Source organism: Providencia sp. Marseille-Q8014 (genome assembly GCF_965112055.1).
The window spans coordinates 34563-49556 of the sequence record NZ_CBCOPT010000001.1; the positions used below are offsets into that span (position 1 = coordinate 34563).

The following is a 14994-nucleotide window of genomic DNA, read 5'->3' on the forward strand; positions in this document are numbered from 1 at the left end:
TAACGATATAATCGGGTTTAAGCTATTCACGTCTTTATTTCACAGTATTATTCAACTGTCACTGATTTAGCTAAGTTACGAGGCTGATCAACATCGGTTCCTTTGATCAACGCCACATGATAAGACAATAGCTGTAGTGGCACAGTATAGAAAATCGGTGCGATAAGCTCTTCAACATGTGGCAGAGAAATAATTTTCATATTTTCACTCGCCTCAAAGCCCGCATCTTGATCCGCAAATACATATAACAAGCCACCACGTGCACGAACTTCTTCAATGTTAGATTTTAATTTTTCTAACAGTTCATTGTTCGGTGCAATGATAATCACTGGCATATCTGCATCAATCAGTGCCAATGGGCCATGTTTTAACTCACCAGCTGCATAGGCTTCAGCATGAATATAAGAGATTTCTTTGAGCTTCAACGCCCCTTCAACGGCTATTGGGAACTGCTCGCCACGGCCAAGGAATAAGGCATGGTTTTTATCCGAGAAATCTTCCGCCAGCGCCTCAATCACTTTATCGTGAGATAACATACTTTCAATGCGTGCTGGTAACGCGTGTAACGCATTCGCGATGTTCTCTTCTAACTCTGGATTCGCGCCTTTAATGCGCCCCATATACGCAACCAACATCAACAGTACCGTTAATTGAGTGGTAAACGCTTTCGTTGAAGCAACCCCAATTTCAGCACCAGCCTTAGTCATTAAAGCAAAATCAGATTCACGCACTAGCGACGAACCCGCTACGTTACAAACTGCTAAAGATGTTAAGTAACCTAATTCTTTCGATAAACGTAACGCTGCTAATGTATCCGCGGTTTCACCTGACTGAGAAAGCGTAATCATTAAGCTGCCTTTACGGTGAGCAGGCTTACGATAGCGGTATTCAGAGGCAATCTCTACATCACAAGGAATTCCTGCTAAAGATTCAAACCAGTAACGAGCCACCATTCCCGCATTATAAGAGGTTCCACAAGCAACAATTTGAATATGCTCAACTTGCGATAAAATCTCTTCTGCTTTAGGGCCTAATTCACTAAGGTCGATACCATTGTCTTTACTAAAACGCCCTTCAAGGGTGTTTTTGATCGCCATTGGCTGCTCATAGATTTCTTTTTGCATATAGTGGCGATAAATACCTTTATCACCTGCATCGTATTGAACATTTGACTCTATTTGTTCACGTTCAACTGGTTCACCTTGATGATTAAAGACACGTACTGTACGGCGAGTCACTTCCGCAATATCCCCTTCTTCGAGATAAATAAAACGACGTGTCACAGGTAATAATGCCAGTTGATCCGATGCTAAGAAGTTTTCGCCAACACCGAGGCCAATAACTAATGGGCTTCCCGAGCGAGCAGCGACTAATAATTCAGGAGTACGGCTATCCATGATCACGGTACCATAGGCACCACGTAACTGAGGGATAACACGTTGAACAACTTCAACTAAAGAACCGCCTTTTTGTTGCTCATGATGAACAAGGTGAGCAATCACTTCAGTATCAGTTTCAGAACTAAAGACATAACCGAGCTGTTTCAGCTCTTCTTTTAATTCCAGATAATTTTCAATAATGCCATTATGTACAACAGCAATGAAACCAGAAGTATGCGGATGAGCATTACGTTCGCTTGGAACACCATGAGTAGCCCAACGCGTATGCGCTATACCTGTACCGCCAGATACTGGGTTTTTCTCTGCTTCTTCCGCCAGCATTTGAACTTTACCGACTTCACGTAAACGCTGAAGATGACCTTCATGATCAACAACAGCCATACCTGCCGAGTCATAACCACGGTATTCAAGACGACGAAGACCTTCAATGAGAATTTCTGCGATATCACGTTGTGCGACAGCACCTACAATTCCACACATATTTAATTTATTCCTAAACAAAGGGCCGTAGCCCTTACGATGTCGCTACCTGATTGTTATTACAGCTTTTGCTGTTTCCCCGAGCCTTGTAGAGAATGGGGTTATTATATTTTTATCTATTTAATACTAATAAATGGAGGAGAAACTTCGTCTCCTCCATTAAAATTTATCTTATTTTTTCTTGACTGGACGTTGCCAGTTTTTAATGTGCACTTGTTTAACACGGCTAACCACTAACTCACCTTCATTAATATCACGAGTGACTGTCGTGCCTGCACCAATGGTTGCGCCATTTGCAACAGAAACTGGCGCGATTAGCTGGGTATCCGATCCAACAAACACATCATCGCCGATGACCGTTTTATATTTATTCGCGCCATCGTAGTTACACGTAATCGTTCCTGCGCCAATATTTACATTATCACCCACTTCTGCATCACCTAAATAGGTCAAGTGGCCAGCCTTGGAGCCGAGGCCTAATGATGCATTTTTCATTTCAACAAAGTTGCCAACATGGGCTTTAGATGCCAATTTAGCACCAGGACGCAAACGAGCAAAAGGACCTACCGTACATTCGGTAGATAATTCAGAGTTTTCTATCACTGAATAAGGGCTGATCACTGAGTTATCACCAATAACACAGTTTTTCAAAATACAGCCAGATTGAATATGTACGTTATGACCTAAAGTGACATTTCCTTCAATGATCACGTTAGTATCAATGATCACATCTCGACCATGGGTTAAGGTTCCGCGAATATCGAAACGTTCAGGATCAATTAGCATCACGCCGGCTAGGAGTAATTTCTCTGCCTGCTCTTTTTGATAAACACGCTCAAGAGCCGCTAATTGTAAACGGTTATTGACCCCTTCCATTTCGCTCAAACGGCTAGGATGAACAGTTTCTATCTTATTACCTTCTTTATGTGCCAATGCAATAACATCAGTAATATAGTATTCACCTTGGGCATTATTGTTATTCAGTTGAGCTAACCAACGTTTGAAGTCTTTACCACTCGCAACCATGATCCCAGTATTGATTTCTTGAACCTTAAGTTGTTCTTCTGTAGCATCTTTTTGCTCAACAATACCAACAACTTCACCCTGTTCACGAATAATACGGCCATAACCCGTTGGGTTATCTAAAATCACCGTTAATAAACCAATCCCCCCTTTAGGCTTAGCATCAACCAAGCGCTGTAGGGTATCTTGAGCGATCAATGGCACATCACCATAAAGCATAATGATGTCTTCATCGTCTTGAAAATGAGGCGCTGCTTGTTGCATGGCATGCCCTGTTCCCAATTGCTCTGCCTGCAAGACCCAATTAAGGTTTTGTTCACCCAATTTCTTTTTCAGTAAATCGCCACCATGCCCATAAACGAGATGGATGTCTGATGCCCCAATTGATTTTGCAGTATCAATAACATGCTGAACCATTGGTTTGCCTGCCAATAAATGCAAGACTTTAGGCAATTCTGAATACATTCGAGTGCCCTTACCAGCAGCAAGAATGACGACACTTTTTCTTTGCACAGTCATAATTTCCTGAAACTCCAACTTTAGGGTGAAAGTAAACCTATTTCCTACGTAAAATACTACATATTTCGCACAAATAAAAAAGCCAGTCAGGGATTAACCGACTGGCTTTTCTTTATACTGCCTTCATTACATCAGCTTTTTAGTTAACTCGATAACTCGAAGTTTCGCTATTGCTTTCGCAAGTTCTGCCGATGCCTGAGCATAATCAACATCACCGTGAGCTTTACGGACATGTTCTTCCGCTCTGCGTTTAGATTCCAGCGCACGCGCCTCATCTAAATCTTTACCACGGATAGCTGTATCAGCCAGCACGATAACGCCATTTGGTTGAACTTCTAAAATACCTCCGGAGAGGTAAATTAACTCTTCTTCACCAAACTGCTTAGTAATACGTACCATGCCCGGTTTTATGGCAGTCAGCAGTGGGGTGTGCTGTGGGTAAATACCCAGTTCACCTTCACTACCTGTCACCTGAATTTTTTGTACCAGTCCGTCAAACATCTGTTTTTCAGCACTGACAACTGTCAGATGGTATGTCATTGCAGCTACCATATCAACCTCCCGTCAGCCAGATTAAAGCTTTTTAGCTTTTTCCACAGCTTCTTCAATGGTACCAACCATGTAGAACGCTTGTTCTGGCAGGTGGTCGTAATCGCCGTTCAGAATGCCTTTGAAGCCACGGATAGTGTCTTTCAGGGATACGAACTTACCTGGTGAACCAGTAAAGACTTCCGCAACGAAGAATGGTTGAGACAGGAAGCGCTGGATCTTACGAGCACGAGCAACAACCAGTTTGTCTTCTTCAGACAACTCATCCATACCTAGAATTGCAATGATATCTTTCAGTTCTTGGTAGCGCTGAAGGATAGACTGAACGCCACGTGCAACATCATAGTGCTCTTGACCAACAATGAGTGGATCAAGCTGACGGCTGGTGGAATCCAGAGGGTCAACCGCAGGGTAAATACCCAGAGAAGCGATTTGACGGCTCAGAACCACGGTTGCGTCCAAGTGAGCAAAGGTTGTTGCTGGTGATGGGTCAGTCAAGTCATCCGCAGGTACGTAAACAGCCTGTACTGAGGTGATAGAGCCCGTCTTAGTAGAAGTGATACGTTCTTGAAGAACACCCATCTCTTCTGCCAGTGTTGGCTGATAACCTACAGCTGAAGGCATACGACCTAACAGAGCGGATACTTCAGTACCTGCCAGTGTATAACGGTAGATGTTATCCACGAACAACAGAACATCACGGCCTTCGTCACGGAATTTTTCAGCCATAGTCAAACCGGTCAGTGCAACACGCAGACGGTTTCCTGGTGGCTCATTCATCTGACCATAAACCAGTGATACTTTGTCAAGAACGTTAGAATCCGTCATTTCATGATAGAAGTCGTTACCTTCACGGGTACGCTCACCAACACCAGCGAATACTGAGTAACCTGAGTGCTCAATCGCGATGTTACGGATAAGTTCCATCATGTTTACTGTTTTACCAACACCCGCACCACCGAACAGACCTACTTTACCACCTTTAGCGAATGGACAAATCAAGTCCATGACTTTAATACCGGTTTCTAGCAGTTCTGTTGAACTTGATAGTTCTTCGTAGCTTGGCGCTGCACGGTGGATAGACCAACGCTCTTCTTCGCCGATGTCACCTTTCATATCAATAGGGTCACCTAGAACGTTCATGATACGTCCTAAAGTTGCTTTACCTACTGGTACTTCAATTGGGTGCTCTAAGTTTTTAACTTCTAAACCACGGCTTAGGCCATCTGATGTCCCCATTGCGATACAACGGACAACACCACCGCCTAACTGTTGCTGAACTTCCAGCACCAGTTTTTCTTTACCGTTAATAACCTCAAGAGCATCGTACACTTTTGGTACTTCATCTTGAGGGAACTCGACGTCCACAACGGCGCCGATTACCTGGATAATCTTTCCAGTAGCCATCTTGAATCCTCTACGTAATTCGTAAACCTAGCTGTTAAACCGCGGCAGCACCCGAAACAATTTCGGTAAGCTCCTGAGTAATGCTGGCCTGACGAGCTTTGTTGTAAACCAACTGCAACTCTTTGATCAGGTTTCCACCATTATCGGTAGCTGCTTTCATTGCTACCATTCGTGCGGCCTGCTCACTAGCCAGGTTTTCAACGACGCCCTGATAAACCTGCGACTCGATATAACGACGCAGCAGGGTATCCAGCAACGCCTTAGGATCGGGTTCATATAAATAATCCCAAGATTTTTTCTTCAAGGTTTCATCATTACTTTCAGGTAATGGAAGAAGTTGAAGAATAGTTGGCTCCTGAGACATTGTATTGATGAACTTATTGGTCACCACATACAGTTTATCCAAACGCCCTTCATCATAGGCTTGTAGCATAGAGTTAACTGGACCGATCAAATCAGAAAGCGTTGGGTTATCCCCCATTCCTGTAACCTGAGTGACGACATTGCCGCCGACAGATCCAAAGAATGAAACTGCTTTAGAACCGATCAAAGCCAAATCAACTTGAACGCCTTTTTCAGACCATGTTTTCATGTCTGATAGTAGTTTTTTGAACAGGTTAATGTTCAAACCACCACACAAACCACGGTCTGTAGAAACAACCAAATACCCAACACGCTTAACTTCACGCTCTTCAAGGTATGGGTGTTTATATTCCAGATTACCTAACGCAAGGTGACCAATCACACTGCGCATAGTTTCTGCATAAGGACGGCTGGCCGCCATGCGTTCCTGCGTTTTACGCATTTTGGACGCCGCGACCATTTCCATCGCTTTAGTGATCTTCTGCGTGTTTTGCACGCTGGCGATCTTGGAACGTATCTCTTTTGCGCCGGCCATTTCTGCTTCTCCTTATTAACCAGACGGCCCATTAAAATTCACGGGCCGAATAGTATTACCAGGACTGAGTTGCTTTAAATGATTCGAGCAGTTGTTTCAACTTACTTTCGATATCATCGTTATAGTTACCCGCCGGGCCGATTTGATTCATAAGGTCAGCATGCTCGCGCAATGCATAAGAAACTAATGCAGCTTCAAATGCACCAATTTTCGCTAACTCAACATCTTCCAAATATCCACGTTCTGCCGCAAACAGAGACAGTGCCTGCTCTGCAACTGACATTGGTGCATATTGTTTCTGTTTCAGCAATTCAGTTACTTTCTGACCATGGCTCAACTGCTTACGCGTAGCGTCATCAAGGTCTGAAGCAAACTGGGAGAATGCTGCCAGTTCACGATACTGAGCGAGTGCTGTACGGATACCACCAGACAGTTTCTTGATGATTTTTGTCTGAGCAGCACCACCAACACGCGAGACTGAAATACCTGGGTTAACCGCTGGACGAATACCAGAGTTAAACAGGTTAGATTCCAGGAAGATCTGACCATCTGTAATTGAAATTACGTTAGTCGGAACGAATGCAGAAACGTCACCAGCCTGAGTTTCAATGATAGGCAACGCTGTCAATGAACCCGTTTTACCTTTAACTTCGCCTTTTGTGAAGTTTTCAACATACTCAGCGTTAACACGAGCAGCACGCTCCAGCAAACGTGAATGCAGATAGAAAACATCACCAGGGTAAGCTTCACGTCCAGGTGGACGACGTAGCAACAGAGAAATCTGACGATACGCAACGGCTTGTTTAGACAGGTCATCATAAACAATCAGTGCATCTTCACCACGGTCACGGAAGTATTCACCCATCGCACAACCAGAGTATGGTGCTAAATATTGCAGAGCAGCTGATTCAGATGCCGTTGCAACAACAACGATGGTATTTGCCAGTGCGCCATGTTCTTCTAGTTTACGAACAACGTTAGAAATCGTTGACGCTTTCTGACCGATAGCGACGTAAACACATTTGATGCCTGAGTCGCGTTGGTTGATGATTGCATCGATTGCCAAAGCAGTTTTACCTGTTTGACGGTCACCGATAACAAGCTCACGCTGACCACGACCGATAGGAATCATCGCATCGACTGATTTATAACCAGTTTGTACAGGCTGATCAACCGATTGACGGTCGATAACACCTGGAGCAATGACTTCTACAGGAGAGAAACCATCGTGCTCAACAGGGCCTTTACCATCAATAGGCTCACCCAGTGTATTCACTACACGTCCTAGCAGGCCACGGCCAACTGGAACTTCAAGAATACGACCAGTACATTTTACTTTCATGCCTTCTGCTAAATCAGCATAAGGACCCATTACAACAGCACCAACGGAGTCGCGCTCCAAGTTCAATGCAATTGCATAACGGTTGCCAGGCAGTGCGATCATTTCACCCTGCATGACTTCGGCTAAACCGTGAATACGAATGATACCGTCACTAACGGATACAATCGTACCTTCGTTGTGAGCTTCACTCACAACATCGAACTGAGCAATACGCTGTTTGATCAGTTCGCTGATTTCGGTGGAATTCAGTTGCATATGCTCCAGTCCCCTTAAGACTGCAAGACGTCAGTTAAACGCTCTAAGCGACCGCGGACACTCCCGTCAATAACGAGGTCTCCAGCACGAATAATCACTCCAGCAATAACAGACTTATCAATTTTGCAATTCAGCTTAACTTTGCGTGACAGACGTTTTTCCATCGCTGCAGAAATTTTGGCTAACTGCTGTTCATTCAGTTCGTTGGCAGAAATTACATCAACTTCAATCGTTGATTCCATGGTATCACGCAATTGGATAAATTGAGTTAATACTTCTGGTAGCGTACTTAGACGCCCGTTTTCAGCCATAATACGAATCAGATTTTGAACATGCTCGTCAATTTCATCTCCACAAACAGAGATAAACGTTTTTGCTAATCTTTCTGGCGCAATAGAACCAGAAAGTAGCTCACCAACCTGTTCATTGCGCGTCACCTCAGAGGTGAAGGCCAGCATATTTTGCCATTTTTCAACAGACTGGTTTTCCACAGCAAAGTCAAAAGCTGCTTTGGCGTAGGGGCGAGCTACAGTAGCGATTTCAGACATGCCCCTCCCTCCTTACAGTTCAGCGACTAGTTTATCAACGATGTCGCTGTTAGCAGCTTCATCCACGGAACGTTCAATGATCTTCTCGGCACCTGCGACAGCAAGCATCGCAACCTGTTTACGTAGCTCTTCACGTGCACGTTTGCGCTCAGCATCAATTTCTGCTTGAGCTTGTGCGACGATTTTTGCACGTTCTGTTTCAGCTTCTGCTTTGGCTTCTTCAATCATCTGGCTGCGTTGTTTATTCGCTTGTTCGATGATGACCTGAGCTTCTGCTTTTGCTTTTTTCAGTCGGTCGGTTGCGTCGGTTTGCGCCAGTTCCAGGTTCTTTTTAGCACGTTCTGCGGAAGATAAACCGTCAGCAATTTCTTTTTGACGTTTTTCTATGGCCGCCATAATCGGTGGCCATACATACTTCATACAGAACCAAACAAACAGGACAAACGCGATAGCCTGGCCGAGGATTGTTGCATTTAGATTCACAGACAATACCTCTTGTTAATTAATAAGTTAACGTTCTAAGTGTTCTGTAACTAAAGTTAGGCAACAGCGAACATTACATACAGGCCCAGACCAACAGCAATCATCGGAATAGCATCGACAAGACCCATTACGATAAAGAACTGAGTACGCAGCAGAGGGATTAAATCTGGCTGACGAGCAGCACCTTCTAAAAATTTACCACCTAGGATGCCGATACCGATCGCAGCACCGATCGCCGCTAAACCCATCATAATAGCAGCAGCCATGTACAGCAGATCCATATTCAGGTTTTCCATGACAGTCTCCAGTTTGTTTCAGTTAAGACAATATTGATAGTTAAATTAATGCTCTTCAGATGCCATCGACAGATAGACAACAGTCAGAACCATAAAAATAAAGGCTTGTAGCGTAATAATCAGTATGTGGAAGATAGCCCAAGGCAGGCTTAGCAACCACTGTGACCACCACGGAAGCAGAGCCGCGATAAGAATAAAGATCAATTCACCTGCATACATGTTACCAAACAGTCGCAGACCGAGTGATACAGGTTTTGACAGCAGGCTTACCCCTTCAAGAATTAAGTTAATAGGAATAAAGACTGGATGATTGAAAGGTTGAAGAGTCAACTCTTTCGTAAATCCACCGATTCCTTTCATCTTAATGCTGTAGAAGAGGATCAGGATAAACACGCCAATCGCCATAGATAGAGTGACACTAACATCTGCGGTTGGTACTGCACGTAATGCAGGTAACCCGAGATAATGCTCAGCAATATACGGTAGGAAATCGATTGGGAGTAAATCCATCAGGTTCATTAAAAATACCCAGACGAACACAGTTAATGCCAAAGGAGCAATAACCTTGCTCTTACCGTGATACATATCACGGACTGAGTTATCAACGAAACCAATGATCAGTTCTATTGCAGTCTGTAACTTACCGGGTACGCCACTAGTCGCATTAACTGCAACTCTTCTAAATAGCCACAGGAACAAAGCCCCGAGAACTACTGAGAAAAAAAGCGAGTCAATGTTCAACGTCCAAAATGTTGGACTAGCGTGGGGATCGACCAACTTAAAGGTACTCAGGTCCAACTGAAGGTTTTTCAGGTGGTGGCCTATGTAATCCTCTGTAGTCATCACTTCTCCTGATGCAGACATGATGCCTCTTACCCTTTTGTAGTTTAAAAATACTTACCGCCTTAAAACGGCTGGTGCAACAATCTGAACAATTAGCACCGCTAAATAGGTCAAACCCAGTGGTGTCAATGACGCTTTAAACACACCGAAAGCAATGACTAACACAGTAATGGTTGTTACAACCTTTAGCCCTGCTCCTAATGCAAAGAACCAGGCAATGCGGACAGGTTCATCCTCTTCTTTTGCTTTCTGAAAATGGGCTAGCAGCATAAATACGATATTAGGTAACCAGCATGCTAAACCACCCGCAAGAGCAGAGGCCCCCCATTCTATACTATTTGCACAGAAAGCCCCACTGAGGATCACAAAAGTTATTAGCTGAAATGACAACTGCTTTACTGCATGCTTGTTGTCGTAAAGGGATACAGACATAACTTTTTGTACTCCCAGCTGTTCTCAGCCTCAGAAACGCTAAGTGTTGTATAAAACTGTCTTTGCTTAAATGTGTCAAGAGACAAAAACGAGCAAATTATACGGGCAGGCGAAATGAATTCAATCAGTAAGTAGCGAAAAGGTGAATAAATATTTAATTTTTTCGAGATAGCGCAGAAATGTGGCAATAATAATTAATAAATAGTTAATGACTCGACAATCAAAAACATTTTTCTGTGATACAGATCACATTTCATGTTAGTTACATTATTAACGAGGTCAAGGTTTCTAATTAAGAAAAAAAAGATTTAAGCTTTAAATCAAATAATTAAAAACGTTATTTTTCAATCGAAAAAAAGATGTAATAAATCAAATATTTCATTATTAATGATCTTAAACATCCAAGTGATTTATCTAAAATCTCTGTTTAGCGATATTTTTTAATGTCTAATGTGTATTTTTGATAGTTATTCGTTATTACCGTGTAAAAGTAACGTAAAATCCGAATTGGTAAAATCCCCCTAAAAATAAAAATAGCAGTAACATTGTAAATGTGACTGCTAAAGCTCTAAAAGATAAAATTTAATTGATAAAAAGCAACTTTATTTTAAAGATAAAATCACTAAATGACGTTGCTCATCAAGATCAGGGACTTTCAACTCAGTGATAGAGTCAATGGAAAATGGGTTAGGTAGGTCAGAAAGTTCATCCTCACGCACGACACCTTTCAATGCATAAAACTTCCCAGACGACTTAGGAAGATGGTGACACCAGTTCAACATATCGCTTAAAGAAGCAAATGCGCGGCTAATCACACCATCAAAACCGATTTCGGGTTGATACTCTTCGACACGAAATTGCACTGGCTCAATATTACTTAGCCCTAACTCATGTTGAACCTGTTTCAGGAAGCGAACTCGCTTCCCTAGGCTGTCAAGTAACACAAAATGTGAGTCAGGACGAACAATCGCAAGAGGAACTCCCGGTAAACCGGGTCCAGTTCCAACATCAATAAATGATGTCCCCTTTAGCTGACCGTTCACCACTATGCTATCCATAATGTGGCGAATAAGCATTTGTTGAGGATCACGAACAGAAGTCAGGTTATATGCCTTATTCCATTTATTAAGTAATTCCACATACCCAACTAACTGTTGTTTTTGTTTCTCCGTTAATTCGATATTCGCAAGTGTCGATAAACGCGTTAGGTGCGCTAATAAACTCATTTTTAAGCACTCCTACGTAGCATGCCTTGCTTTTTCAACCAAACAAGCAAAATGGAAATAGCCGCTGGGGTAATTCCTGAGATACGTGAAGCTTGGCCAATTGAAGTTGGTTTATGATCATTCAATTTTGCCATCACTTCATTTGACAGCCCTTTCACTTGCTTATAATCAAGGTCGACAGGGAGTAATGTATTTTCATTACGTAATTGTCGTTCTATCTCTTCTTGCTGACGAGCGATATAACCTTCATATTTAACTTGTATTTCAACTTGATCAGCAGCTTGAGGATCTGTGATCCCCGGCGCAAAACGGCTCAGTGACGTCAATAATTGGTAATCCATTTCTGGACGACGCAGTAAATCTTCACCATTGGCTTCTTTAGAAAGTGGTACTGACAATATTTGGTCTATTTCATCATGGCCTTCTGCTTTAGGATGAACCCAAATGTCTCTCAAGCGCTGACGCTCTTTTTCAATCAATTCCACTTTGTTATTAAAGTGAGCCCAACGTACATCATCAACGAGGCCTAATTCACGACCTTTTTCGGTTAAGCGAAGATCCGCGTTATCTTCACGTAGCATTAATCGATATTCTGCACGGGAAGTAAACATACGGTATGGTTCTTTGGTACCTAACGTACAAAGATCATCAACCAACACGCCCATATAAGCCTGATCGCGACGAGGGAACCAGCCTTCTCGATCAAAGGCATATTGAGCAGCATTCAGTCCAGCGAGTAAGCCTTGTGCTCCCGCTTCTTCATACCCAGTTGTACCATTGATCTGGCCAGCGAAAAATAAGCCATTAATAAACTTGCTTTCAAGGGTTTGTTTGAGATCTCGAGGGTCAAAGAAATCATATTCGATAGCATAACCTGGACGTATGATCCTCGCGTTTTCCATTCCTTTCATTGAGTGAACTATTTGCATTTGCACATCAAATGGAAGGCTGGTGGAGATACCATTTGGGTATATCTCATTACTTGTTAATCCTTCAGGCTCTAAAAAGATTTGGTGTGCATTGCGATCAGCAAAGCGCATCACTTTATCTTCGATAGAAGGACAATAACGAGGACCGATCCCTTCAATGATCCCTGCATACATAGGACTACGATCAAGGTTATTTCTGATCACATCATGCGTTTTTTCATTGGTATGAGTGATATAACAGGGTACCTGCTGTGGATGTTGATCTTGTGATCCTAAAAAGGAGAAAACAGGCATGGGATCATCACCAAGTTGCTGAGCTAATTGGCTAAAGTCAATTGTTCTAGCATCTATTCTCGGTGGGGTACCTGTTTTTAAGCGATTGACCCGTAAAGGCAGTTCTCTTAAACGCTGTGAAAGAGAAATAGAAGGTGGATCACCTGCTCGGCCACCGCTGTAGTTTTCTAAACCAATATGGATTTTTCCATCAAGGAAAGTTCCAACGGTTAGTACAACGGCTTTAGCTTTAAATTTTAGCCCCATACGGGTAATAGCACCCGTTACCGTATTGTTTTCAACAATTAAATCTTCAACAGGTTGTTGGAAGATCATTAAGTTAGGCTGGTTTTCTAAAGCGGTTCTGACGGCTTGACGATAAAGTACTCGGTCTGCTTGTGCACGTGTTGCACGAACAGCAGGTCCTTTACTGGCATTCAACGTTCTAAATTGAATACCCGCTTTGTCAGTTGCAGTGGCCATTAAGCCACCAAGGGCATCGATCTCTTTAACCAGATGTCCCTTACCGATCCCACCGATGGCTGGGTTGCAGGACATCTGGCCCAAAGTATCAATATTGTGAGTCAGTAATAGGGTTTGACGCCCCATACGTGCAGCTGCCATTGCTGCTTCAGTACCGGCATGACCACCACCAATTACGATGACGTCAAATTGCTCTGGATAAAACATGTGTGAACCTTAACGTTAGAAAAATGCTGACTGTTGCATTCGAGGAGAGAATTCTACTCAAGTTTTAAGGATAGACCAAGCTATGTTGATCCGAGCCTTATAATATAAAGATCTTTTTATTTAAAGATCTCTTTATTAGATCTTTTATTAGGATCATCAGTATCTGTGGATAACTGAATATTCACTATAAAGATCATAAAACTGTAAAGGATCATATACTGTGAATGATCCGTGATCCTTTTGCGTATAAGCTGGGATCTAAAAGGGTAGTTATACACAGCCCATGGCGACATTAAAACTTATACTCTGGATAACTACCGGTTAATACCGAGATCTTACCAGAGTTATCCACATCTGATCGTTGTTATTTTGAACAAATCAGAGTTCGATCGCCCACGTTTTAACCCATTCACCTGCTGGATCTTCAGGAATTTCATGTTGCTGAACATCAATTTCGAGTGGTTCGCCGATCCTTTTAGCACCATGATCGATTAATAAGGTGTTTAATTTATGAATTGCGCCACAAAAAGTGTCATATTCAGAACTGCCAATTCCTACACTGCCAAATTGAACCTGACTGAGATCAGGCGATTGACTTTCTATTTGTTCAGCGAGAGGTTGAATATTTTCAGGAAGATCACCCGCACCGTGCGTTGAACTCACCACCAGCCATAAACCTTCACGTGGTAGTGAATCTAGGTCTGGTCCATGTTGCACTTCGGTTTCATGGCCAAGTTCTTCTAAGATCTCTGCCATATGTTCTGCAACATACTCAGCACTCCCCATTGTGCTGCCGCTTATTAGGGTTACTTTTGTCATGGTGATTCCCGATCGCTACATTAGGGCGCTATTGTACGCTGTGAATGAGCTGGGATCTACCTGTGGATAATGTGGTTATAGAAATTTTTTTTTATGGGCTAATTGTTCTCATGATCGGGTTCTGTAGCGAGATCAGTGTTTCTGTGGACTGAATTTCATCTATCGTTTGAATTTTGTTGATAAGTACGTCTTGGAGGGCATCAATCGATCGGCACATCACTTTAATAAAAATGCTGTACTGCCCAGTCGTATAGTAGACCTCAACCACTTCTTCTAGGGCGTCTAATTTTTTGAGGGCGGTGTGATAATCTTTAGCACTTTTCAAAATAATGCCAATAAAGCAGCACACATCAAAACCGAGTTGTTTCGGGCTGATATCAATACGTGTTCCTGTAATGATTCCTGCCTGCTTCATTTTTTCTACACGCACATGAATTGTGCCTGGGCTGACAGAGAAATTTTTAGCCAGTTCTGCGTAAGCGGTACGTGCATTTCTCATTAATTCGTGAAGTATGTCACGGTCGAGATTATCGATCTGATAATTTTCAGGCATTATTACCTCCTTAATTTAACGAATTCTTA

The 14994-nt window shown here is 42.8% G+C and carries 15 protein-coding genes; all 15 read right to left on the minus strand.

What is annotated here, in order from left to right:
• Nucleotides 1-47: 47 nt before the first annotated feature.
• Nucleotides 48-1880, minus strand: a complete 1833-nt coding sequence (gene glmS / locus ACWPW6_RS00120; protein ID WP_154623590.1) for a glutamine--fructose-6-phosphate transaminase (isomerizing) — start codon at nt 1878-1880, stop codon at nt 48-50.
• Between the two features lie 171 nt (nt 1881-2051).
• Entirely contained in the window at nt 2052-3422 is a 1371-nt protein-coding gene (gene glmU / locus ACWPW6_RS00125) for a bifunctional UDP-N-acetylglucosamine diphosphorylase/glucosamine-1-phosphate N-acetyltransferase GlmU (protein ID WP_154623591.1), read from the minus strand.
• A 126-nt stretch (nt 3423-3548) separates the two neighbouring features.
• Entirely contained in the window at nt 3549-3974 is a 426-nt protein-coding gene (locus ACWPW6_RS00130) for a F0F1 ATP synthase subunit epsilon (protein ID WP_154623592.1), read from the minus strand.
• A 21-nt stretch (nt 3975-3995) separates the two neighbouring features.
• Nucleotides 3996-5378 carry a F0F1 ATP synthase subunit beta gene (gene atpD, locus ACWPW6_RS00135; RefSeq protein ID WP_154623593.1) on the minus strand — a complete coding sequence of 461 codons (1383 nt, stop codon included), beginning with the start codon at nt 5376-5378 and terminating at the stop codon, nt 3996-3998.
• Nucleotides 5379-5412: 34 nt separating this feature from the next.
• Nucleotides 5413-6276, minus strand: coding sequence for a F0F1 ATP synthase subunit gamma (atpG, locus tag ACWPW6_RS00140; RefSeq protein ID WP_154623594.1), 864 nt, complete (start codon nt 6274-6276; stop codon nt 5413-5415).
• A 55-nt stretch (nt 6277-6331) separates the two neighbouring features.
• The gene (atpA, locus tag ACWPW6_RS00145; protein ID WP_154623595.1) at nt 6332-7873 is read right to left on the minus strand and encodes a F0F1 ATP synthase subunit alpha; all 1542 of its coding nucleotides are present in this window, start codon (nt 7871-7873) and stop codon (nt 6332-6334) included.
• A 14-nt stretch (nt 7874-7887) separates the two neighbouring features.
• On the minus strand, nt 7888-8421 hold the full coding sequence (gene atpH / locus ACWPW6_RS00150; RefSeq protein WP_154623596.1) for a F0F1 ATP synthase subunit delta: 534 nt from the start codon (nt 8419-8421) through the stop codon (nt 7888-7890).
• Between the two features lie 12 nt (nt 8422-8433).
• Complete coding sequence (gene atpF / locus ACWPW6_RS00155) at nt 8434-8904, minus strand: F0F1 ATP synthase subunit B (protein ID WP_163860454.1); 471 nt, start codon at nt 8902-8904, stop codon at nt 8434-8436.
• 56 nt (nt 8905-8960) lie between these two features.
• Entirely contained in the window at nt 8961-9200 is a 240-nt protein-coding gene (gene atpE, locus ACWPW6_RS00160) for a F0F1 ATP synthase subunit C (protein ID WP_004393045.1), read from the minus strand.
• A gap of 45 nt (nt 9201-9245) precedes the next feature.
• Nucleotides 9246-10064 (minus strand): F0F1 ATP synthase subunit A, encoded by an 819-nt coding sequence (gene atpB / locus ACWPW6_RS00165; protein ID WP_163860455.1) that lies wholly within the window; start codon nt 10062-10064, stop codon nt 9246-9248.
• 33 nt (nt 10065-10097) lie between these two features.
• Entirely contained in the window at nt 10098-10475 is a 378-nt protein-coding gene (gene atpI / locus ACWPW6_RS00170) for a F0F1 ATP synthase subunit I (RefSeq protein WP_154623599.1), read from the minus strand.
• A 602-nt stretch (nt 10476-11077) separates the two neighbouring features.
• Nucleotides 11078-11701, minus strand: coding sequence for a 16S rRNA (guanine(527)-N(7))-methyltransferase RsmG (gene rsmG, locus ACWPW6_RS00175; protein WP_154625030.1), 624 nt, complete (start codon nt 11699-11701; stop codon nt 11078-11080).
• 2 nt (nt 11702-11703) lie between these two features.
• Nucleotides 11704-13593: a tRNA uridine-5-carboxymethylaminomethyl(34) synthesis enzyme MnmG gene (gene mnmG / locus ACWPW6_RS00180; RefSeq protein ID WP_154625031.1), complete on the minus strand. Its 1890-nt coding sequence runs from the start codon at nt 13591-13593 to the stop codon at nt 11704-11706.
• 378 nt (nt 13594-13971) lie between these two features.
• Entirely contained in the window at nt 13972-14412 is a 441-nt protein-coding gene (gene mioC, locus ACWPW6_RS00185; RefSeq protein ID WP_154625032.1) for an FMN-binding protein MioC, read from the minus strand.
• A gap of 91 nt (nt 14413-14503) precedes the next feature.
• Nucleotides 14504-14965 carry a transcriptional regulator AsnC gene (gene asnC / locus ACWPW6_RS00190; protein WP_249999562.1) on the minus strand — a complete coding sequence of 154 codons (462 nt, stop codon included), beginning with the start codon at nt 14963-14965 and terminating at the stop codon, nt 14504-14506.
• Between the last annotated feature and the right edge of the window lie 29 nt (nt 14966-14994).

Bases quoted from the DNA above. Each gene is read 5' to 3' on its own strand.
- mioC (WP_154625032.1), bottom strand. From the start codon at position 14,412: ATGACAAAAGTAACCCTAATAAGCGGCAGCACAATGGGGAGTGCTGAG.
- atpD (WP_154623593.1), bottom strand. From the start codon at position 5,378: ATGGCTACTGGAAAGATTATCCAGGTAATCGGCGCCGTTGTGGACGTC.
- atpI (WP_154623599.1), bottom strand. From the start codon at position 10,475: ATGTCTGTATCCCTTTACGACAACAAGCATGCAGTAAAGCAGTTGTCA.
- glmS (WP_154623590.1), bottom strand. From the start codon at position 1,880: ATGTGTGGAATTGTAGGTGCTGTCGCACAACGTGATATCGCAGAAATT.
- rsmG (WP_154625030.1), bottom strand. From the start codon at position 11,701: ATGAGTTTATTAGCGCACCTAACGCGTTTATCGACACTTGCGAATATC.
- glmU (WP_154623591.1), bottom strand. From the start codon at position 3,422: ATGACTGTGCAAAGAAAAAGTGTCGTCATTCTTGCTGCTGGTAAGGGC.
- atpB (WP_163860455.1), bottom strand. From the start codon at position 10,064: ATGTCTGCATCAGGAGAAGTGATGACTACAGAGGATTACATAGGCCAC.
- mnmG (WP_154625031.1), bottom strand. From the start codon at position 13,593: ATGTTTTATCCAGAGCAATTTGACGTCATCGTAATTGGTGGTGGTCAT.
- ACWPW6_RS00130 (WP_154623592.1), bottom strand. From the start codon at position 3,974: ATGGTAGCTGCAATGACATACCATCTGACAGTTGTCAGTGCTGAAAAA.
- atpG (WP_154623594.1), bottom strand. From the start codon at position 6,276: ATGGCCGGCGCAAAAGAGATACGTTCCAAGATCGCCAGCGTGCAAAAC.
- asnC (WP_249999562.1), bottom strand. From the start codon at position 14,965: ATGCCTGAAAATTATCAGATCGATAATCTCGACCGTGACATACTTCAC.
- atpH (WP_154623596.1), bottom strand. From the start codon at position 8,421: ATGTCTGAAATCGCTACTGTAGCTCGCCCCTACGCCAAAGCAGCTTTT.
- atpA (WP_154623595.1), bottom strand. From the start codon at position 7,873: ATGCAACTGAATTCCACCGAAATCAGCGAACTGATCAAACAGCGTATT.
- atpE (WP_004393045.1), bottom strand. From the start codon at position 9,200: ATGGAAAACCTGAATATGGATCTGCTGTACATGGCTGCTGCTATTATG.